Genomic DNA, 18196 nt, shown 5'->3' with positions numbered 1-18196 from the left:
GAGGCATGCTGAATGTGGTGCTGTACCAGCCGGAGATTCCGCCCAACACCGGCAACATCATCCGGCTGTGCGCCAACACCGGCTGCCAGCTGCACCTGATTGAACCCCTGGGGTTTTCCCTGGAGGACAAGCAGATGCGCCGGGCCGGGCTGGATTACAGCGAGTACGCGACCGTCAAGGTTCATCCGGACTACGCCAGCTTCCTCGCCAGCGAACAGCCCCGACGACTGTTCGGCCTGACCACCAAGGGCAGTCAGCCTTACCACGAGGTGGCTTTCGAGGCCGGCGACTACCTGATGTTCGGCCCCGAGACCCGGGGCCTGCCCGCCGAGATCCGGGAGGCCCTGCCTCCGGCGCAACGGCTCCGTGTGCCCATGCGCCCGGAAAGCCGCAGCCTGAACCTGTCCAACACCGCCGCCCTGGTGGTCTACGAGGCCTGGCGCCAGCTCGGTTTCGACGGCGCGGTCTGAGGGCCGGATGACAGGCACAAAAAAACCGGCCAAGGCCGGTTTTTTTTGTTTCAGGTCGGGCGCCTAAGGCTCAGTGAGTCTGGGACTCTTCCTTGGCTTCGCCGGCGGCCTCGTCCTGCTTGCGCTTCAGTGCCTGGGCGTAGATGGCATCGAAGTTGACCGGTGCCAGCATCAGGGCCGGGAAGCTGCCCTTGCCGACCACGCCGTCGATGGCTTCACGGGCGTAGGGGAAGAGGATGGTCGGGCAGTAGGCACCCAGCATCTGGCCAAGCTGCGCGCCTTCAATGCCCTGCACCAGGAACACACCCGCCTGCTGGATTTCCACGATGTAGGCGACCTTCTCGCCCACCTTCGCGGTCACGGTCAGGGACAGGACCACTTCGTACTGGTTGTCGCTGACTTTGCTGTGGGAGGTGTTCAGATCCAGGTTCACCTCGGGCTTCCACTGCTCCTGGAACACCAGCGGAGAATTCGGCGATTCAAAAGACAGGTCCTTCACATAGATGCGCTGAAGGGCAAACTGGGGTTGGTTCTGGTTTTCACTGCCTGCTGCGGCTTGCTGATTCTCAGCCATGGTCGGTCCTTTCGTTCTCGATCGTGGGCTCGGAGCCCGTTGTCATGATGTGTTGTGCCGGAACAGTGTACTGCGTGGCTCCGCCGGCTAATGTGAAACAGTGCGGCAGATTGCGCTCAGGATCAAGCACGACCCGGGTCGTTATTTTTTCACCAGGGGCAGATTGCTGGCTTTCCAGTCACTGATGCCGCCATTCAACCGGACCACGTTGGCGAAGCCTTCGGCGTTCAGCTGTTTGACCGCCATGGCCGAATGCTGGCCCATCTTGTCGGCTACGATGATCTGCTTTTCCTTGAACTTGTTCAGCTCGCTGGCACGGCTTTTCAGGCTGTTCAGGGGAATGTTGACCGAGCCGGTGATGCGACCTTCGCCAAAGTCCTTGCGATCCCGGATATCGACCACCACGGCCTCATCCTTGTTGATCAGGCTGACCGCGCCCTGGGCCGAGATCTTGGCACCGCCCCGACGGGACTCCAGCACCAGGATGGCCAGCAGAAACGCCACGAACAGGGACACCAGGATGTAATGATTGACTACGAATTCGAACAAGCGGTCCATGAAAATACCCTAAAAATAGTTTGGCCGGATTATACACACCCGGGCCCGGTCACAGAAGGCGGCCAACATGGCTTGTGGCACTGAAAACGGTTAGAATCTGCACTCTCCATTTCCTACATTTCCACCAAACCGGATGAAGTGATGACCGCGACGCGCAAGCCGACTGCACTGATTATCCTGGACGGCTGGGGCCACCGTGACCCGGCCGACGACAACGCCATCAGCAACGCAAACACCCCGTTCTGGGACCAGCTCTGGCAGAGCCAGCCCAAGACCCTGATCAACACCTCCGGCATGTTTGTCGGATTGCCCCAGGGCCAGATGGGCAACTCCGAGGTGGGCCATATGAACCTGGGCGCCGGCCGCATCGTCTACCAGAGCCTCACCCGGATCGACAAGGACCTGGAAACCGGCGAATTCCAGAAAAACGCCGTACTCTGCGCCGCCATCGACAAGGCGGTCAGCAGCGGCCGTGCCGTGCACCTGATGGGCCTGCTGTCACCGGGCGGCGTGCACAGCCATGAGGACCACATCCTGGCGGCCGCCGAGATGGCCGCGGCCCGCGGCGCCAAGGAAGTCTACATCCACGCCTTCCTGGACGGCCGGGACATGCCACCGCGCAGCGCCAAGCCGTCACTGGAAAAAGCCTCCGCGCGTCTTGAAGAGCTTGGCGTTGGCCGGGTTGCCTCGATTGTCGGTCGCTATTACGCCATGGACCGGGACAACCGCTGGGACCGCGTCCAAGGCGCCTACGACCTGATGACCCTGGGTGCCGCCGAGCACACCGCGGGCGATCCGGTCATCGGCCTGGAGCAGGCTTACGAGCGCGGCGAGAACGACGAGTTCGTGGCGCCGACCCGCATTCACGCCGCTGGCCAGCCGGAAGGCACCATCAACGACGGCGACACGGTGCTGTTCATGAACTTCCGGGCCGATCGCGCGCGCGAAATGACCCGCACCTTTGTCGAGCCGGCCTTCGATGGTTTTGACCGTCGCAAGCACCCGGAACTGGCCGACTTCGTCATGCTGACCGAGTACGCGGCCGACATCAAAACCAGCTGTGCCTATCCCCCGGAACAGCTGACCAACGGCCTGGGCGAATACATGGCCAAGCAGCAGAAAACCCAGCTGCGTATCGCCGAGACCGAGAAGTACGCGCACGTGACCTTCTTCTTCAACGGCGGCCTGGAAACCCCGTTCGAGGGTGAAGACCGGATCCTGGTGCCGTCGCCGAAAGTGGCCACCTACGACCTGCAGCCGGAAATGAGCGCGCCCGAAGTCACCGACAAGCTGGTGGAGGCGATCAAGAGCGGCAAATACGACCTGGTGGTGTGCAACTACGCCAACGGCGACATGGTTGGCCACACCGGCAAGCTGGACGCCGCCATCAAGGCCGCCGAGTGCCTGGACGAGTGCGTGAAACGGGTGGTCGAGGCCCTGGACGAAGTGGGCGGAGAAGCCCTGATTACCGCCGACCACGGCAACTGCGAGCAGATGACCGACCCGAACTCCGGTCAGGTTCACACCTCCCACACCATTGGCCCGGTGCCTCTGGTTTACACCGGCCCACGCCAGGTGTCCCTGCTTGACGACGGCAGCCTGAGCGACGTCGCGCCCACCCTCCTGGCCCTGATGGACCTGGAGCAACCGGAAGAGATGACCGGCCACAGCCTGGTCAAGATCGGTTGACACCCGGCTCCCTCCCCGTGCCGGCGTTCCTGGCCAGACTGGCGCTCACCCTGCTCCTGGGTGCAGCGCCCGTCCTTGCCCAGGGCGAGGTGACGCCGGCCCAGATTGAAGCCCTCAAGGAGCAGATCGAGGACATTGACGATTGGCTGGCGGATGCCGAGGACGACCGCTCGGATCTGGAGCAACAGCTCACCGCCACCGAACGTCGGATCAGTCGCCTGACCCGCGAGCGTCGCGACCTGCGCCAGCAGGGCGCCAAGCAGCAGCAGCGGCTGGAGGCGCTGGAGCGTGAGGCGCGCAGCCTCAACCAGACCCTGGAGCGCCAACGGGAAAGCCTGAAGCGCCAGATCCGCGCGGCCTGGATGGAAGGCGATGCTTCGGCGCTGAAGGTGTTGCTCAATGAGATTGATCCGGACCAGGTGGCCCGGACCATGACCTATTACGAATACCTCAGCCAGGACACCGTCAAACGCCTGGAAGCGTTCCGCCGGAGCCTGGAAGAACTGCAGGCAACCCGCACGCGGGTCCAGGCCACCCGCGCGGAACTGGCCCGCACCGAAGCGGACGTGGCCCAGCGGCAACAGGCCCTGAGCGCATCCCGCCAGCAGCGGGAACAGACCCTGGCCACCCTCAAGGCCGACATCCAGAACCGCCGAAGCGAACGCCAGGAACTGGAGGCCGACCGCAAGCGGCTGGAGACCCTGCTGGAAGAAGTGCAGCAGGCCATCGCCTCCATCCCCTCCCCCAACGAGTCCCAGCCCTTCGGGTCACTGCGGGACAGGCTGCCCTGGCCGGTACGCGGCAAGGTAGTGAGCGGCTTCGGCGACCGCTACGCCGACGGCAAGCTGCAGCGCAACGGACTGCTTATCAACACCGCCGAGGAGGCCGAGGTCAAGGCCATTCACTTCGGCCGGGTGGTGTTCGCCAACTGGCTGCGCGGTTTTGGCCTGATCACCATCATTGATCACGGCGATGGCTACATGACACTCTATGGCCACAGCAGCAGCCTGTTTACCAGCCCCGGCGACTGGGTTGCCGCGGGCGAGGCCATCGCCCTGGCCGGCCGGACCGGGGGCACCTCCGACCCGGCGCTCTACTTCGAGGTGCGCCACAATGGCAAACCCGACAACCCCAGACGCTGGCTGGCCGACTGAAGCTCCGCCGAGGGCTGACAAACGCCCCGGCTAACGCCATACTGTCGAGAATCAGGGAAACCAGTCCAACTATCGGAATAGAAACGGGATAAGTGAATGAAACGGGTCAGAAATCCTCTCCATGCCTTGCCTCTGCGCACGCTCGCCCTCGCCACCTGTTTCACCACGGTCCCCGGACTGGCCCTCGCCCAGGATGCGACCGACGACCAGGAACTGCTGGAAGGCATCCAGGACGGCGAGCGGGTGGAAATCACCCTGCCCGACCCGGAAACCCAGTTGCCACTGGACGATCTGCGCAAGTTCACCGAAGTGTTCAGCCGCATCAAAGACGCTTACGTGGAAGAGGTCAGCGACCGCAAGCTGCTGGAAAGTGCCATCAAGGGCATGCTCTCGGACCTGGACCCGCACTCCACCTACCTCGCCCCCAAGGACTATGAAGAGCTGGAGGAAAGCACCTCGGGTGAATTCGGCGGCCTGGGCATCGAAGTTGGCATGGAGAATGGCTTTGTGAAGGTGATCGCACCCATCGACGACACCCCGGCCCAGAAAGCCGGCGTTCAGGCCGGCGACCTGATCATCAAACTGGACGAGAAACCGGTCAAGGGCATGAGCCTGGAAGAGGCGGTCAAACTGATGCGCGGCAAGCCCGGCACGGTCCTGACCCTGACCATCATGCGAGAGGGCGAAAACGCCCCGATCGAAATCGACGTTGAACGTGACGTGATCAAGGTCACCAGCGTGAAATCCCGGATGATCGACAACGGCTACGGCTACGTGCGCATCACCCAGTTCCAGGCCGACACCGGCAGCCAGTTCCTGAAAGCCCTGGATTCTTTGGAAGCCGACTACGGCAGCGATCTGGACGGCCTGGTGATCGACCTGCGCAACAACCCCGGCGGCGTGCTCCAGGCCGCGGTGGAAACCGCCGATGCCCTGCTCGATGAGGGCCTGATCGTCTACACCGAGGGCCGCATCCAGAGTTCGCGCCTGCGCTTCAGCGCCAAGGCCGGCGATGTCATGGCCGACACCCCCATCGTGGTGTTGATCAACGGCGGCTCGGCCTCCGCCTCCGAGATCCTGGCCGGCGCGCTGCAGGACCACGAGCGGGCGGTGATCATGGGCACCCAGTCGTTCGGCAAGGGCAGCGTCCAGACCGTCATCCCGCTGGATGAAACCCACGCCATCAAGATGACCACGGCCCGCTACTACACCCCGGACGGCCGCTCCATCCAGGCCACCGGCATCAAGCCCGATATCGAGGTGCGGCCGGCCGAGCTCACCGAACTGGACAGCCAGCCGTTCTTCACCGAAGCGGATTTGAGCGGTCACCTGGAGAGCCAGGACACCGACGAACCGGCCCAGGAAGCGCCTGAGAATGGCGCCGTTGCGGCCTCACTGGCGGATCGCGACTACCAGCTCCGGTCCGCCCTGAACCTGCTGAAGGGGCTGCATATCCTGAACCGCAAGGGCAATGGCCAGATGCTCACCGAGGGGCAGGATAACGCGCAGTGAGGTTGTTCCGAGTTGCCACCCTGGTGGCCGCCTTCGCGGCCACCACCATTGCTCAGGCCGGACCGGCCGAGCAGACACCGACCCGGGCTCTGCCGCCCACCATTGCCATCATCATTGATGACATGGGGCACAACCTGGAAGAAGGCCAGCGCCTGGCCCGCCTGGAACAGCCCCTGACCCTGGCGTTCCTGCCTTATCGGCGCCACACGGTGTCGCTGGCGAAGCTTGCCCACAAGCAGCAGAAGGAAATCATGCTGCACGCGCCCATGGCCAACACCCGCAATTTTGACCTGGGTCCGGGTGGCCTGACCTCCGACATGGACGAACTGGGCGTGGTGACAACCCTGCGCCGGGCCCTGCAAGCCATCCCCTACGTGCAGGGCGTCAACAACCACATGGGCAGCCTGCTGACCCAGAAGCTGCGCCCCATGGATTGGGTCATGAAAGAACTGCGCCGCTATCCGCTGTATTTTGTCGACAGCCGCACCATTGCCTCCTCGGTAGCCGGCGACGTCGCCCGCGCGCATCAGATTCCAAGCCTGACCCGGGACGTGTTCCTGGACCATGAACAGACCGAGGAGTTCGTTGATCGCCAGTTCAAACTGCTGATCAAGCGGGCGCGGGAGAACGGCAGCGCCATCGGCATCGGCCACCCGCACAAGGTCACCGTGGACTATCTGGAGAAGCACCTGCCCGAGCTGGACGCCCAGGGCATCGCCATTGCCACCGTCAGCGGCCTGTGGGCCATACGCAACAGCAATCGAGAAATGTTCGTGGAAGGGGAAAAGCAGGCCATTCGGCCTGCCCTGGCGCAGAAACCCTGAGCCGGAACCTCAGTCCCGGACTTCGATTCCCTGGCTTTTCATGAAGGCTTTCGCCTCCGGAATGGTGTGCTGGCCGAAGTGGAAGATGGAGGCCGCCAGCACGGCGTCGGCTCCGCCCTGGGTCACGCCATCGGCCAGATGCTGCAACTCACCGACACCGCCCGAGGCAATCACCGGCACCCGGACCGCATCACTGATAGCCCGGGTCAGGCCCAGATCGAATCCGATCTTGGTGCCATCCCGGTCCATGCTGGTCAGGAGCAACTCACCGGCGCCCATGTCCACCATCTTGCGCGCCCACTCGACCGCATCCAGGCCGGTCGGCTTGCGTCCACCGTGGGTGAAGATTTCCCATCGAGGCGCCTCGTCCTCGGCACTGACGCGCTTGGCGTCGATGGCGACCACGATGCACTGACTGCCGAAACGCTCGGCAGCCTCTCGGACGAATTCCGGATTGAACACCGCCGCGGTGTTGATCGACACCTTGTCGGCGCCGGCATTCAGCAACTTGCGGATGTCGTCCACCGCCCGTACGCCACCACCGACGGTGAGCGGAATGAAGACCTCGGCCGCCATGCGCTCCACGGTCTCGTAGGTGGTGTCCCGGCTCTCGTGGCTGGCGGTGATGTCCAGAAAGGTGATCTCATCGGCGCCCTGCTCGTTGTAGCGGCGCGCCACCTCCACCGGATCGCCGGCGTCACGGATGTCGACAAAATTCACGCCCTTGACGACCCGGCCCTTGTCGACGTCCAGGCAGGGAATGATGCGTTTGGCCAGACCCATAGTGCCCCCTTATGCCTTGAGGCTGTCGCAGTAAGCTTGCGCCTCGGCCACATCCAGGGTGCCCTCGTAGATGGCACGGCCGGTAATGGCGCCGATCACGCCCTTGTCGGCCACCGGGGCCAGGCGTTTGAGATCGTCCATGTTGGTGACACCACCGGAGGCAATCACCGGGATGCCACCTTCCTCGGCCAGCGCCGCCGTCGCTTCCACGTTGACGCCCTGCATCATGCCGTCGCGACTGATGTCGGTGTAAACGATGGCCTCGACGCCATCGTTGGCGAACCGCTTGGCCAGATCGGTGGCCATGACCTCCGATACTTCGGCCCAGCCATCGGTGGCCACCCGACCGTCTTTGGCGTCCAGACCGACGATTATGTGGCCCGGGAAGCGCTTGCACATCTCGGTGACGAACTCTGGCTCCTTGACCGCCTTGGTGCCAATGATGACCCACTGGACGCCGGCTTTCAGGTAGGCTTCGATGGTTTCCGCGGAACGGATACCGCCGCCGATCTGGATCGGCAGGTCCGGGTACTTGCGGGCAATGGCCTGGACGATTTCGCCGTTGACCGGCTCACCGGCAAAGGCGCCATTGAGATCCACCAGGTGCAGGCGACGGGCACCGGCTTCGACCCACCGGGTCGCCATATCGACCGGGTCGTCACCAAAGACAGTGGAATCGTCCATGCGGCCCTGGCGCAGGCGCACACACTTGCCGTCTTTCAGATCAATGGCGGGAATAATCAGCATAAGGTCTTGTTCCTATCGGAAAGCCGGAGCGGACAGGCGGCCGAGGTGGGCCGGCCCTGCGCGCCTACTTTCCAGTCCAGTTGGTAAAGTTCTCAAGCAGCTGCAGGCCGGCCCGGGCGCTCTTCTCCGGGTGGAACTGCGCGGCAAAAATGTTGTCCCGCGCCACGGCTGCAGCGAGGTCGACCCCATAGCGGGTGCGCCCGGCGATGTCGGCGTTGCCGTCCGCCTCGACGTAGAAACTGTGCACAAAATAGAACCGGTCACCGTCCGGAATCTTGTGCCACATGGGGTGATCGACGGTCTGCCGGACTTCGTTCCAGCCCATGTGCGGGACTTTCAGGCGTTCGCCCTGCTCCACCAGCTCATCGCCGAAGAACCGGACCTGGGACGGAAACAGGTTGATGCCGTCGACGCCGCCGTTTTCCTCGCTGCGGGACATCAAGGCCTGCATGCCGACACAGATGCCGAGGAACGGCCGATCCTGGGACACTTCACGGACCAGGGTGTCCACACCCAGGCGTCGGATTTCCGCCATGCAGTCGCGGATGGCGCCAACCCCGGGCAGGATCACCCGGTCGGCTTCGCGGATCTGGTCCGCATTGTCGGTGACCAGTACGGTGGTGTCCGGGGCGACGTGCTCTACCGCCTTTTTGGCGGAGTGCAGATTGCCCATGCCGTAGTCGATGATGGCAACGGTTTTCATGGATGGTGCGATGTCCTTGGGTGACCGGTTTCAACAAGCCTGGTTAGAGCGAGCCCTTGGTGGACGGGGTCATGCCCGCCATGCGCTCGTCCATCTCGATGGCCATGCGCAAGGCGCGGCCAAAGGCCTTGAACACGGTTTCGATCTGGTGATGGGTGTTCTTGCCCTTCAGGTTGTCGATGTGCAGGGTCACCATGGAATGGTTGACGAAGCCGTGGAAGAATTCCTCGAACAGGTCCACATCAAAGCCGCCGACGGCGCCGCGGGTGTAAGGCACGTCCATCATCAGGCCGGGCCGGCCGGAGAGGTCGATCACCACCCGGGACAGCGCTTCGTCCAGGGGCACGTAGGCATGACCGTAACGGCGGATGCCTTTCTTGTCGCCCACGGCCTGCTTGAAGGCCTGGCCCAGGGTAATCCCGATGTCTTCGACCGTGTGGTGATCGTCGATGTGCAGATCACCCTTGGAGACGATGTTCAGATCCACCAACCCGTGGCGGGCGATCTGGTCCATCATGTGTTCGAGGAAGGGAACACCGGTGTCAAAACTGGACTTGCCGGTACCGTCGAGGTCGATCTCGACGGTGATCTGGGTTTCAAGGGTATTTCGTTCTACCCGAGCCTTGCGTTCGGCCATGGGGACTCCGTAGCAGTAAGGCGGTGCAACACCGCAAATATTCGATCCGCGGATTATACCTTTTCTGCCGGCCGGAGTCCCACCACCGGATTAATCGCCCTGATAGCCCGGAGCGGTTCAGACCGCCTTCTTCAGGTTATTCATGTAGGTGTCCACCAGGCTGTTGAACTCGTGCTTGATCACCGGGCTGATCGCTAGCTTCAGCAGACTCGGCAGCGGCACGGTCAGTTCGGCGCTGGTCTGGAACTTGGCCACGGTGACTGAGTCACCCTTGGCCTTGAGGGTCCAGGATCCGCGCACGACACCGTTACCCTCGCCTTTCACCGGCTCCCAGGTGATTCGGCCGGCCTCTTTGTCCGACTGGTACTTGCAGGCGTAAATAGACTGGATGGCGTGCTTGTCGACGCCGACCTTTTCCATTTCCCAGCGATAGGTGTTATCGCCCAGGTCTTCCAGCTTGTGCACCTTGGGAAAATGACTCGCAGAGCGTGGCACATCCGCCAATAACTCAAAGACTTCATCGTAGCCAGCCGGAAGTTCCAGTTCCCGGTTCAGCTCAATCGAAACAGTTATTGCCACGGGTTACTCCTCGTTGTGTTTGTTTGTCGTTGTACAGTGGTTGAAAGCGCAAGTGCGTGTATTCTGGCCCAACACTACGGCATTGTCATACTGCCACGCTTTTAATTTGAATCCCCTGCGTTATCCTTTGACGTGTAAACGTCCGAATTCGTTCCGAAACTTTCCAGGCTCGCCGGAATAAGGAAATCTGACCCATGAAAGCTGTGCGTTATCTGCTGATCGCGATCGTTGCCATCATCTTGTTGGCCGTGGTGGCGATTGCCATCGCCATGGCGGTGATCAACCCCAATGACTACAAGCCGCAGATTGAAAAGGCGGTCGAGGACCAGACCAATCTCGACCTGGTGCTTGAAGGCGACATTGGCTGGTCCTTCATTCCCCTGGGCCTGGAACTGAACAACGTCGAAGCGAAACTGGAGGGCGACCGGTTCGTGGCGCTGGAGCGACTGGTGGCGCAGATCGACTTCTGGTCGCTGATCACCCTCTCGCCGCAGGTGGACACCTTTGTGCTGAGCGGCCTCGATGCGAACCTGGAAGTGAACGAACAGGGCCAGGGCAACTGGACCCGGATAATGCCGGAGCCGACTGATACCGGGGAGACCAGCACCGGTGATTCCAAACCGGCCCAGCCGGCAGAAACGGCCGCCCCGGACAGCGGCGGCGAGCCACTGAATTTCAACGTGGACAGTGTCGAGATCAGCAACGCCCAGGTCCACTACACCGATAAGAGCACGGGCCAGGCGGTCACGCTCGACAACTTCACCCTGACCGCCAGCGACATCACCCTGGGCTCGGAATTTCCTCTCGACCTCAGTTTCCGGGTGGAGACCGCCAAACCCCAGTTCGAGGTGGACGGCACGATCAGTGCCCGGCTGGCCGCCAACGAGGCGCTCAATGAGTTCGCCGTCTCCGGTCTGTCTGCCGTCTTCGACATGAACGGCGAGCCCTTCGGCGGCAAGTCGGTCACCGCCGAGCTGGCTGGCTCCGCCAGCGCCAACCTCGAGAACGAGACCGCCGCGATCAGCAACTTCAGCGCCAGCCTCGCCAACCTGACGGTGAACACCGATCTTCAGGTGAGCGGCTTCGGCGACCAGCCAGCCCTGAAAGGCCAGCTCAAGGTCGGCGAATTTTCCCTGAAGCAACTGCTCGACAACCTGGGCCAACCGGCCGTGGAAACCAGTGATCCGGACGTGCTCAGCGCCCTGGCCTTCTCCACCAACATCGGCGGCCCGGCCGGTCAGGTCGAACTCTCCGACCTGACCCTGAAGCTGGACGACACCTCCTTCAACGGCTCAGGCAGCTACACCCTGGCCAACTCCGGCGTGGTGTTCCGCCTGCAGGGCGACAAGCTGAATGCCGACCGCTACCTGCCACCGAAGGCCGAGGGCGAGACCGAGGAGGGTACCAACACCGAAGCCGGCTCCGGTGGCAGCACCAGCGAGACAACCTCCGCCCAGGCCGCACCGGAAAGCGATTTGCTGCCACTGGAAACCCTGCGCACCCTGGCGCTGGACATCGACCTCGGTCTGGCGGAATTGATCGTCAGCAACCTGACCATCAAGGACATCAAGGCCAGCACCACCGCCGACAAGGGCCTGATCAAGGTGGATGAATTCAGTGGCAAACTCTACGAGGGTGGTTTTGGCGCCCAGGTGACCCTGGATGCCCGCACCGATAACCCAAAATGGAAAGTCGGCTCCGACGTCACCAACGTCCAGACTCTGCCGCTGTTAACCGATCTGGCCGAAGTGGACATGCTGTCCGGTGGCGCCAACCTCAAGGTCAACCTGACCACCACGGGCAACCGCGTCTCGGTGCTGCGTGACAAGGCCGACGGCCAGATCAGCTTCAACCTGGCCAAGGGTGAATTCCGCAAGATGAACCTGACCCGCATGGCCTGCCAGGGCATCGCGCTGGTCAACCAGGAGAGCCTGAGCACCCAGGATTGGGGCACCACCACGCCGTTCAACGACATGCGCGGCACCCTGCAAATCAACGGCAACACCCTGAAAAACACCGACCTGGTCGCCGCGCTCGCCGGCATGAAACTGGAAGGCGACGGCACCATCGACCTGAAGCAGAGTCTGATGGATTACGAGGCCGGCCTGCGCATCGTGGGCGAGATTCACCGCGACGAGGCCTGTCGGGTGACCGAGGTCGTGGAGAACGTGGTGATCCCGGTTGAGTGCCGGGGCAATTTTGCCGAGGATCCGGCTGGCCTGTGCTCGTTCGACGGGTCCCGGTTCCGCGACACGCTGAAAACCATTGCCGCCAACGCCGCCAAAGCGAAGGCCAAGGAGGAAGTGGACAAAGCCAAGACCAAGGCCAAGGAAAAGGTGGAAGAAAAGCTGCAGGAGAAGCTGGGCGACAAACTCAAGGGCCTGTTCAACTGATGCCAGAACGCTTTGCCGACCGACTGCTCGACTGGTACGACCGCCATGGCCGGCACGACCTGCCATGGCATGACAACCAGAACGCCTACCGGGTCTGGGTGTCCGAGATCATGCTGCAGCAGACCCAGGTGACCACGGTGATTCCGTACTTCAACGCCTTTATGGCGCGGTTCCCGGATGTCCACGCCCTGGCGAATGCGCCGGTGGACGACGTGCTCAGCCACTGGTCCGGCCTGGGTTACTACGCCCGCGCCCGGAACCTGCAGAAGGCCGCGCAAACCGTGGTTCAGGACTTCGGCGGCGAATTCCCGGACGACCCGGAACAGCTGGAGACCCTGTCCGGCATCGGCCGCTCCACCGCGGCGGCCATTGTTGCCCAGGCCTACGGCAAACGCGCCGCCATCCTCGACGGCAACGTGAAGCGGGTGCTGGCCCGGTACCACGCCGTGCCCGGCTGGCCCGGCCAGACCGCCGTGCTGAAGCAGCTGTGGCAGCACGCGGAAGCGCACACGCCGGACACCCGGGTGCGAGACTACACCCAGGCCATCATGGACCTGGGCGCCATGGTCTGCACCCGAAGCCGACCCAAGTGCGAAGCCTGCCCGCTGCAGCAGGATTGCACGGCCCATGCCAGGGGCGAGGCGACACTCTACCCCGGCTCCAAGCCAAAGAAAGCCAAACCGGAGAAAACCACCTGGATGGCCATCCTGGAGGATGCGGACGGCCGCATCCTGCTCGAGCGCCGGCCACCGACCGGGATCTGGGGCGGGCTCTGGAGCCTGCCGGAACTGGATCCGGCCCTGGGCGCTGACGAACTGCAGGACCATTGCGAGCAGAAACTGGGCCTGCGATGTGGCGAACCGGAGCTGATCAGCGGCTTTCGCCACACCTTCAGCCATTACCACCTGCACATACAGCCGGCGCGACTCCTCGTTCACAACGCCAACGCCGCGGCTGACGACGACGTGCTGGCCTGGTTCCATCGGGACGAGGCCCTGGCCCTGGGCTTGCCAGCGCCCATTCGCACCCTGCTGACCGAACCGGAACAGGCCGCCCTGCTCTGACCCGGCACACCGCGCACTAGGAAGGATCTGTTATCATCCCGCCAGATTCATTCACCAACAGGAGGCCCCATGAGCCGCACCGTATTCTGCCGCAAATTCCAGAAAGAGCTGGACGGCCTGGACTTCCCGCCCATGCCCGGCAAGAAGGGCCAGGAGCTGTTCGAGACCGTCTCCAAGCAGGCCTGGGAAGAGTGGCAGGCCCAGCAGACCATGCTGATCAACGAAAAACACCTGAGCCTGATGGACCCGAACACCCGGAAATACCTGCAGGCGCAGATGGAACGCTTCTTCGATAACGAGCCGTTCGACCAGGCCGAAGGCTATGTGCCGCCGGAGCAGTAAACCGCGCTGATCAAGGCTTGATCACCCCCTGAAAAGATTCAGAAATTTTTCCGACCCGGCCTTGACTCAAAACAGCGAAACCGGTTTAATAGCGCCCCGTTGCACAGCAGTAGCGCAACACGCCCGGATAGCTCAGTTGGTAGAGCAGGGGATTGAAAATCCCCGTGTCGGTGGTTCGATTCCGCCTCCGGGCACCACTAATTCCAAGCCGAATCAAGAACTTACCAAGCGTAAGGGTTGATTCGGCTTTTTAGTTTCTGGCGTTGCCAATACGCTCAAATACGTTGGTTTACGCTGAATTACGCTGGTGCCCTCCCCCTCCGCTCCCCCTTCTAAATACCTTCACACAATTGGAGGTATTAGTGACTACAGCAACCAAGAAACGCACAAGCACATTCAACGAGAAGGCAAAAAAGGGACTGGCTCCGGGTGAGGAGATCAGCGAGAGCGGTATTATTTATCGCAAGCGTAAGGATGGATTCGGAACCTGGCGCTATGACTTCACGCAATCCGGCACCAGACACAAAGGCGTTATTGGCTCTGACCGCGATGGCGTGACACTAAGCCAGGCTCGGGATGTTATTTCGGAACTTCGAGCCAAGGCAATCACCGATCGCATTAGTGGTCGGACCGGTCGATCCACACAATCCAGCCGCCCTTTCAGAGAGGTCGCCAATGAGTACCTGGATTGGAGCGAAACTCATCACCAGGATCACAGGCACAACGTCAGCCGAATGAATAACCACCTGCTGCCACGTTTTGGTGACCGCCGCCTGGGCGATATTACGACAGCGATGATCGAGACAATGCGGACCGAGCTGCGGCGCGCCAAGGTAAGCGCCCAGACGATCCAACGAATTGTGAGCCTGCTTTCCTGCACGTTCGACTTTGCGCAGAAATCGGACCCGAATCTCGACAATCCAACGACACGACTCAGCCGGGTGAAGCATCAAAAGAAGGAGGTTGTGCCGTTTACACGAGAGGAGACGGATGCCCTCCTGAACACCGGTGCAATACAGTACAACACCGTTACTCGCGGTCCCGACAAAGGCAAAAAAACTGAAAACAAAGCGAAAACTGCCGAATTCCGCGTGATAATTGGGCTCGCACTCTTCGCTGGACTCAGGGCGTCAGAAGCCCTCGGGCTCACATGGGAAAATGTCGATCTTGAACAAGGGCTGATTCGAATCGATCAAGTTGCGAAGGAAGGTACTATCCGAGACTCCACCAAAACCTACAAGCCTCGCATGGTACCGATAACGAGTTCACTGAAACCACTCCTTGAAGACCTCAGACAACACCACGTCGAGGGTCAACGTGAGAACGGTCTACTGCTGTCCAGAAACGGCGTCGCCCCCTACAACCAGATTCAGGTAATGTTTGGACGTATGAAAAAACGAGCCGGCATCACATCCGATAAAGGCTATCACGCGCTGCGGCACACCTTCGCAACACGAGCCTCAGAGAAGAACATCGACCTGAAAACGATTCAAAAGTGGCTGGGACATGCGAGCATCTCAACCACGATGATCTATGTACACTCGACAGAAGAACACTTGGAGGCAGCTGCTAAACTCCTGGACTAGGCGAAGCGTTCCAATGGATGGGGAGCCTACTGGTAGTTGTGGCTGTTTTCGCCGAGAAACCAGATGCTTCCTCGCGTAGTCAAAGAGCGAAAGCAAACTTCAAGGGCGCCTTCTACCGCAAGGACGAATGCGAAAACGGGCGCACACCCAGTCAGCGGAATGGCGCCATGTCCAAAAGCATACTTTTGCAACTCGTACCTCGGAAAATGATGTCGAATTAGAAATGATTCAAGAATAGCAGGGGCATGCCAGCACAACGACAACCATGCGATAGGTTCGCTTCCCTGAGGAAAATCAGTGATTGGCAGCCCAGCAGCGGCTTCCTGCTAGCACGTAGCCCCTTTTTAATCAGTGAATGAGTTAGTCCAAAAAGGTCACAAACTCATTCACCCCGCCCTTTGCATAAATAAGCTGCCAACGATTGCGAGCCTTCTCAGATTGATCGTTGATAATTGCAATTTGGTGCGCTTTTCTCCATTCGGTTGGAAATTGCGTGCGGGGAATCTCACCTGTCGTATCCCAAGCATACTTTTCTGCCTGTATTTGCTGTTGAAGCTTCTGATCATCATCAAAAAAGCGCACCCTGGTTTCTGGGTATTTTTTATGAACACCTCTAGCCAGTGAGATTATTTCTTCACGATTAAGGTCTGTCGGGACAATGAAAACCTTCCAGGTGGACCAGGAACTGTACTCTCCCCAGTAGGTAGCATTGGAGATTACTGAGGCATTGAAATTACTGATAGCACCCTTCTCATCATTGTCTGTCTCTGCAGTAGAAACTGACTGCGTTTCGCTTACTGTAACAAGTCCATTCTCTGCCTTAGCCTGCGCATTAATGGACCGGCTATCTTCTGCACCTTGGATATTTTGCTCCGGTTGGGTATCGCTACTAATGAGAAGGGGTATAAAAACCACCGGGGCGATTAACATTGCCAAAACGAACCAAATTCGTTCGACAAATGAAAGTCGGCGCCAAAACACTATAAAAGAAGACATTCCGCTATTTACTTCACTGCACTGGTGCTTTCCCTGCTCTGACATCGCTCCATCCCTTTTTTATAGTAGTTACCGTAATGACAGTAGACTATGTATCTATGGCTAACCAATTCATGCGAAATATGGTTGCAAGATAACCCTCATCCCTTCATTGAAGGTATCGACTCATCTGGTCTTGTGGATCAAAGCCGCCAGTTTCCAGGATGCTCTCAGCGAGACATAAAGCCATCGAAGTGTCGTCCGTCCATTCACCCGGCTTGAGATTGAAAGGACTACCTCCCTTCCTATCCGAATTCGGCTCGAATATCCCCGGCAACGAGAACTCGAGTCTGATTCCCAGCCCGTCACCAAGACCGCCAGTCTAATCAGAGCACCCTTATATCGATCTAAAGGAACTTTCCTTTAGCCGTTTCGACAGAGAGTTCCATCAGGTTTCCGGTTGTCTACCAGTGTCCGCTGCTGCTTGGTTTCTCCTTGCCGCCCAAACTTCCCTCAAGGGACCCTTTACAGCCCGCTCCAGTCGGAACATGGCATCAACCATGAAACTGACCATGCTGTCCCAATTTTCACGTTCAAAGATGTTTCCAGGCGCCTCTGCCTTGATCCTACATGCCTTCCTACCCTCCAGAGGCTCCCATTCCAGAGGGCCGCCAAAGTCCCTCTCGATTTCTTCTTTCCGTGCTAGCAGTTGCCCAAAGACATACTCATTATCTGCTTTATCAGGTCGATCGATGTAAAGTTCCGCTCTTCCATATTGGCGGGTCGCCACGAAGTGCAAGCCAATACCCCCTACACCCGATCCAGCACCTATCCAGCTGGAGTCCCCTGGGCTGATGCTTTGGTAAAGGCTGGACTGTGTTTCATTCATAGCTTCTATTACCCGCCCCCAGAACTCACGACGGGTAATGTGGCGGTGTTTTTGTTCAACTTGGTCTTCAATGTCGTCCTGAGCCTTCTCTGCCATGCCGATCATGTATTCTTCCGTATCCTGAGTCGGAATGATTTGTTCGACATTCAAGAAAAGCTCCTCTCCCATGGCGTAGGGCGTGGCACGAAAACACTGCAGCCTAACCTTGAAGTTGAGCAGCCAAAGGACGGTGCTTGTCACTTCTTTTCGAAAGTTCGCCGCAATAAGCATTATCCTCTGGGTGACACCCTTATTCAGTGTTATGTCTGCGAAATCCTGGTTATCGAAGAACTCAGACAACAAATCCTCCGCCTTGGTGCCAGGCTGGGACCGGTCAAGGTATTGCTGGTAAATATTGGCGATATTCGACTTGGAGAGCCCCGAACAGTATGAAGCGTATTTAAGTGCCTGCCAGGTAACGTCCCGCCCTGTGTCGTCCAGCTTGTTCTCGATGATCACCAGCGCACCCTGCTTATCCAGTGCCAGCAGGTCCAGTCGCTCCTGAGTATCGTTAAAGCCCGAAAACTCCTTCTGAATAATCAGCAGGTCTTCGCCGAGCACGTCCGGTTGTTTCGCAATCCATTCCTGAAGATGTTCCCGTTCCCGAAAGCCAAGCCCCGAGAACGACTTCTTCTCTAGCCGCTGGATGCTGTTGGATGACCTGTTGATCCTATACAT

The 18196-nt window shown here is 60.1% G+C and carries 18 protein-coding genes, 1 tRNA gene and 1 pseudogene; 10 read left to right on the top strand and 10 right to left on the bottom strand.

Features of this window, described 5'->3' with window-relative positions; translation table 11 throughout:
* Nucleotides 1-5 precede the first annotated feature (5 nt).
* Entirely contained in the window at nucleotides 6-470 is a 465-nt protein-coding gene (gene trmL / locus U5822_RS09425) for a tRNA (uridine(34)/cytosine(34)/5-carboxymethylaminomethyluridine(34)-2'-O)-methyltransferase TrmL (RefSeq protein WP_322855371.1), read from the top strand.
* 70 nt (nucleotides 471-540) lie between these two features.
* Here trmL and secB read toward each other — a convergent pair whose 3' ends face one another.
* Together secB and U5822_RS09415 are read right to left on the bottom strand one after the other, a co-directional pair.
* Nucleotides 541-1044, bottom strand: coding sequence for a protein-export chaperone SecB (gene secB / locus U5822_RS09420; RefSeq protein ID WP_322855370.1), 504 nt, complete (start codon nucleotides 1042-1044; stop codon nucleotides 541-543).
* A gap of 141 nt (nucleotides 1045-1185) precedes the next feature.
* The gene (locus U5822_RS09415) at nucleotides 1186-1602 is read right to left on the bottom strand and encodes a rhodanese-like domain-containing protein (protein WP_322855369.1); all 417 of its coding nucleotides are present in this window, start codon (nucleotides 1600-1602) and stop codon (nucleotides 1186-1188) included.
* Nucleotides 1603-1743: 141 nt separating this feature from the next.
* Here U5822_RS09415 and gpmM point away from each other — a divergent pair, with 141 nt between their 5' ends.
* The 4 genes from gpmM to U5822_RS09395 all read left to right on the top strand — a co-directional run bounded on the left by gpmM (nucleotide 1744) and on the right by U5822_RS09395 (nucleotide 6781).
* A complete protein-coding gene (gpmM, locus tag U5822_RS09410; protein ID WP_322855368.1) occupies nucleotides 1744-3291 on the top strand; it encodes a 2,3-bisphosphoglycerate-independent phosphoglycerate mutase in 1548 nt (515 codons plus the stop codon).
* 17 nt (nucleotides 3292-3308) lie between these two features.
* Nucleotides 3309-4445, top strand: coding sequence for a murein hydrolase activator EnvC family protein (locus U5822_RS09405; protein WP_425258998.1), 1137 nt, complete (start codon nucleotides 3309-3311; stop codon nucleotides 4443-4445).
* Between the two features lie 96 nt (nucleotides 4446-4541).
* Nucleotides 4542-5957 (top strand): S41 family peptidase, encoded by a 1416-nt coding sequence (locus tag U5822_RS09400; protein ID WP_322855367.1) that lies wholly within the window; start codon nucleotides 4542-4544, stop codon nucleotides 5955-5957.
* Nucleotides 5954-6781: a divergent polysaccharide deacetylase family protein gene (locus U5822_RS09395; protein ID WP_375170915.1), complete on the top strand. Its 828-nt coding sequence runs from the start codon at nucleotides 5954-5956 to the stop codon at nucleotides 6779-6781. The genes U5822_RS09400 and U5822_RS09395 overlap by 4 nt, the downstream gene beginning before the upstream one ends.
* A 9-nt stretch (nucleotides 6782-6790) precedes the next feature.
* Here U5822_RS09395 and hisF read toward each other — a convergent pair whose 3' ends face one another.
* The 5 genes from hisF to U5822_RS09370 all read right to left on the bottom strand — a co-directional run bounded on the left by hisF (nucleotide 6791) and on the right by U5822_RS09370 (nucleotide 10230).
* Nucleotides 6791-7564: an imidazole glycerol phosphate synthase subunit HisF gene (hisF, locus tag U5822_RS09390; RefSeq protein WP_322855366.1), complete on the bottom strand. Its 774-nt coding sequence runs from the start codon at nucleotides 7562-7564 to the stop codon at nucleotides 6791-6793.
* Between the two features lie 9 nt (nucleotides 7565-7573).
* Complete coding sequence (hisA, locus tag U5822_RS09385) at nucleotides 7574-8311, bottom strand: 1-(5-phosphoribosyl)-5-[(5-phosphoribosylamino)methylideneamino]imidazole-4-carboxamide isomerase (protein WP_322855365.1); 738 nt, start codon at nucleotides 8309-8311, stop codon at nucleotides 7574-7576.
* A 64-nt stretch (nucleotides 8312-8375) separates the two neighbouring features.
* Nucleotides 8376-9014, bottom strand: coding sequence for an imidazole glycerol phosphate synthase subunit HisH (gene hisH / locus U5822_RS09380; protein ID WP_322855364.1), 639 nt, complete (start codon nucleotides 9012-9014; stop codon nucleotides 8376-8378).
* A gap of 43 nt (nucleotides 9015-9057) precedes the next feature.
* Nucleotides 9058-9651: an imidazoleglycerol-phosphate dehydratase HisB gene (gene hisB / locus U5822_RS09375; protein ID WP_322855363.1), complete on the bottom strand. Its 594-nt coding sequence runs from the start codon at nucleotides 9649-9651 to the stop codon at nucleotides 9058-9060.
* Between the two features lie 117 nt (nucleotides 9652-9768).
* Nucleotides 9769-10230 carry an SRPBCC family protein gene (locus tag U5822_RS09370; protein WP_322855362.1) on the bottom strand — a complete coding sequence of 154 codons (462 nt, stop codon included), beginning with the start codon at nucleotides 10228-10230 and terminating at the stop codon, nucleotides 9769-9771.
* Between the two features lie 194 nt (nucleotides 10231-10424).
* Here U5822_RS09370 and U5822_RS09365 point away from each other — a divergent pair, with 194 nt between their 5' ends.
* The 5 genes from U5822_RS09365 to U5822_RS09345 all read left to right on the top strand — a co-directional run bounded on the left by U5822_RS09365 (nucleotide 10425) and on the right by U5822_RS09345 (nucleotide 15615).
* The gene (locus U5822_RS09365; RefSeq protein ID WP_322855361.1) at nucleotides 10425-12623 is read left to right on the top strand and encodes an AsmA family protein; all 2199 of its coding nucleotides are present in this window, start codon (nucleotides 10425-10427) and stop codon (nucleotides 12621-12623) included.
* A complete protein-coding gene (gene mutY / locus U5822_RS09360; RefSeq protein WP_322855360.1) occupies nucleotides 12623-13687 on the top strand; it encodes an A/G-specific adenine glycosylase in 1065 nt (354 codons plus the stop codon). The genes U5822_RS09365 and mutY overlap by 1 nt, the downstream gene beginning before the upstream one ends.
* 69 nt (nucleotides 13688-13756) lie before the next feature.
* Nucleotides 13757-14029, top strand: coding sequence for an oxidative damage protection protein (locus U5822_RS09355; protein WP_322855359.1), 273 nt, complete (start codon nucleotides 13757-13759; stop codon nucleotides 14027-14029).
* A 121-nt stretch (nucleotides 14030-14150) separates the two neighbouring features.
* A tRNA-Phe gene (locus U5822_RS09350) sits at nucleotides 14151-14226 on the top strand.
* Nucleotides 14227-14391: 165 nt separating this feature from the next.
* The gene (locus U5822_RS09345) at nucleotides 14392-15615 is read left to right on the top strand and encodes a tyrosine-type recombinase/integrase (protein ID WP_322855358.1); all 1224 of its coding nucleotides are present in this window, start codon (nucleotides 14392-14394) and stop codon (nucleotides 15613-15615) included.
* 360 nt (nucleotides 15616-15975) lie between these two features.
* On the opposite strand, the gene U5822_RS09340 is transcribed toward U5822_RS09345, so the two are convergent.
* From U5822_RS09340 to U5822_RS09330, 3 genes and pseudogenes are all read right to left on the bottom strand, one after another.
* Nucleotides 15976-16656: a hypothetical protein gene (locus U5822_RS09340; protein ID WP_322855357.1), complete on the bottom strand. Its 681-nt coding sequence runs from the start codon at nucleotides 16654-16656 to the stop codon at nucleotides 15976-15978.
* Between the two features lie 109 nt (nucleotides 16657-16765).
* Nucleotides 16766-16980 (bottom strand): annotated as a pseudogene (locus U5822_RS09335) (ADP-ribosylglycohydrolase family protein); the annotation flags it as partial.
* 58 nt (nucleotides 16981-17038) lie between these two features.
* A complete protein-coding gene (locus tag U5822_RS09330) occupies nucleotides 17039-18196 on the bottom strand; it encodes a DUF4268 domain-containing protein (protein WP_322855355.1) in 1158 nt (385 codons plus the stop codon).

Source organism: Marinobacter qingdaonensis, assembly GCF_034555935.1.
Taxonomy (GTDB): domain Bacteria; phylum Pseudomonadota; class Gammaproteobacteria; order Pseudomonadales; family Oleiphilaceae; genus Marinobacter; species Marinobacter qingdaonensis.
Note: the sequence above shows the minus strand (reverse complement) of the source record. Positions and strands in the feature narration are given on the sequence as shown.

Bases quoted from the DNA above. Each gene is read 5' to 3' on its own strand.
- trmL (WP_322855371.1), top strand. From the start codon at position 6: ATGCTGAATGTGGTGCTGTACCAGCCGGAGATTCCGCCCAACACCGGC.
- secB (WP_322855370.1), bottom strand. From the start codon at position 1,044: ATGGCTGAGAATCAGCAAGCCGCAGCAGGCAGTGAAAACCAGAACCAA.
- U5822_RS09415 (WP_322855369.1), bottom strand. From the start codon at position 1,602: ATGGACCGCTTGTTCGAATTCGTAGTCAATCATTACATCCTGGTGTCC.
- gpmM (WP_322855368.1), top strand. From the start codon at position 1,744: ATGACCGCGACGCGCAAGCCGACTGCACTGATTATCCTGGACGGCTGG.
- U5822_RS09400 (WP_322855367.1), top strand. From the start codon at position 4,542: ATGAAACGGGTCAGAAATCCTCTCCATGCCTTGCCTCTGCGCACGCTC.
- hisF (WP_322855366.1), bottom strand. From the start codon at position 7,564: ATGGGTCTGGCCAAACGCATCATTCCCTGCCTGGACGTCGACAAGGGC.
- hisA (WP_322855365.1), bottom strand. From the start codon at position 8,311: ATGCTGATTATTCCCGCCATTGATCTGAAAGACGGCAAGTGTGTGCGC.
- hisH (WP_322855364.1), bottom strand. From the start codon at position 9,014: ATGAAAACCGTTGCCATCATCGACTACGGCATGGGCAATCTGCACTCC.
- hisB (WP_322855363.1), bottom strand. From the start codon at position 9,651: ATGGCCGAACGCAAGGCTCGGGTAGAACGAAATACCCTTGAAACCCAG.
- U5822_RS09365 (WP_322855361.1), top strand. From the start codon at position 10,425: ATGAAAGCTGTGCGTTATCTGCTGATCGCGATCGTTGCCATCATCTTG.
- mutY (WP_322855360.1), top strand. From the start codon at position 12,623: ATGCCAGAACGCTTTGCCGACCGACTGCTCGACTGGTACGACCGCCAT.
- U5822_RS09355 (WP_322855359.1), top strand. From the start codon at position 13,757: ATGAGCCGCACCGTATTCTGCCGCAAATTCCAGAAAGAGCTGGACGGC.
- U5822_RS09340 (WP_322855357.1), bottom strand. From the start codon at position 16,656: ATGTCAGAGCAGGGAAAGCACCAGTGCAGTGAAGTAAATAGCGGAATG.
- U5822_RS09330 (WP_322855355.1), bottom strand. From the start codon at position 18,196: ATGTATAGGATCAACAGGTCATCCAACAGCATCCAGCGGCTAGAGAAG.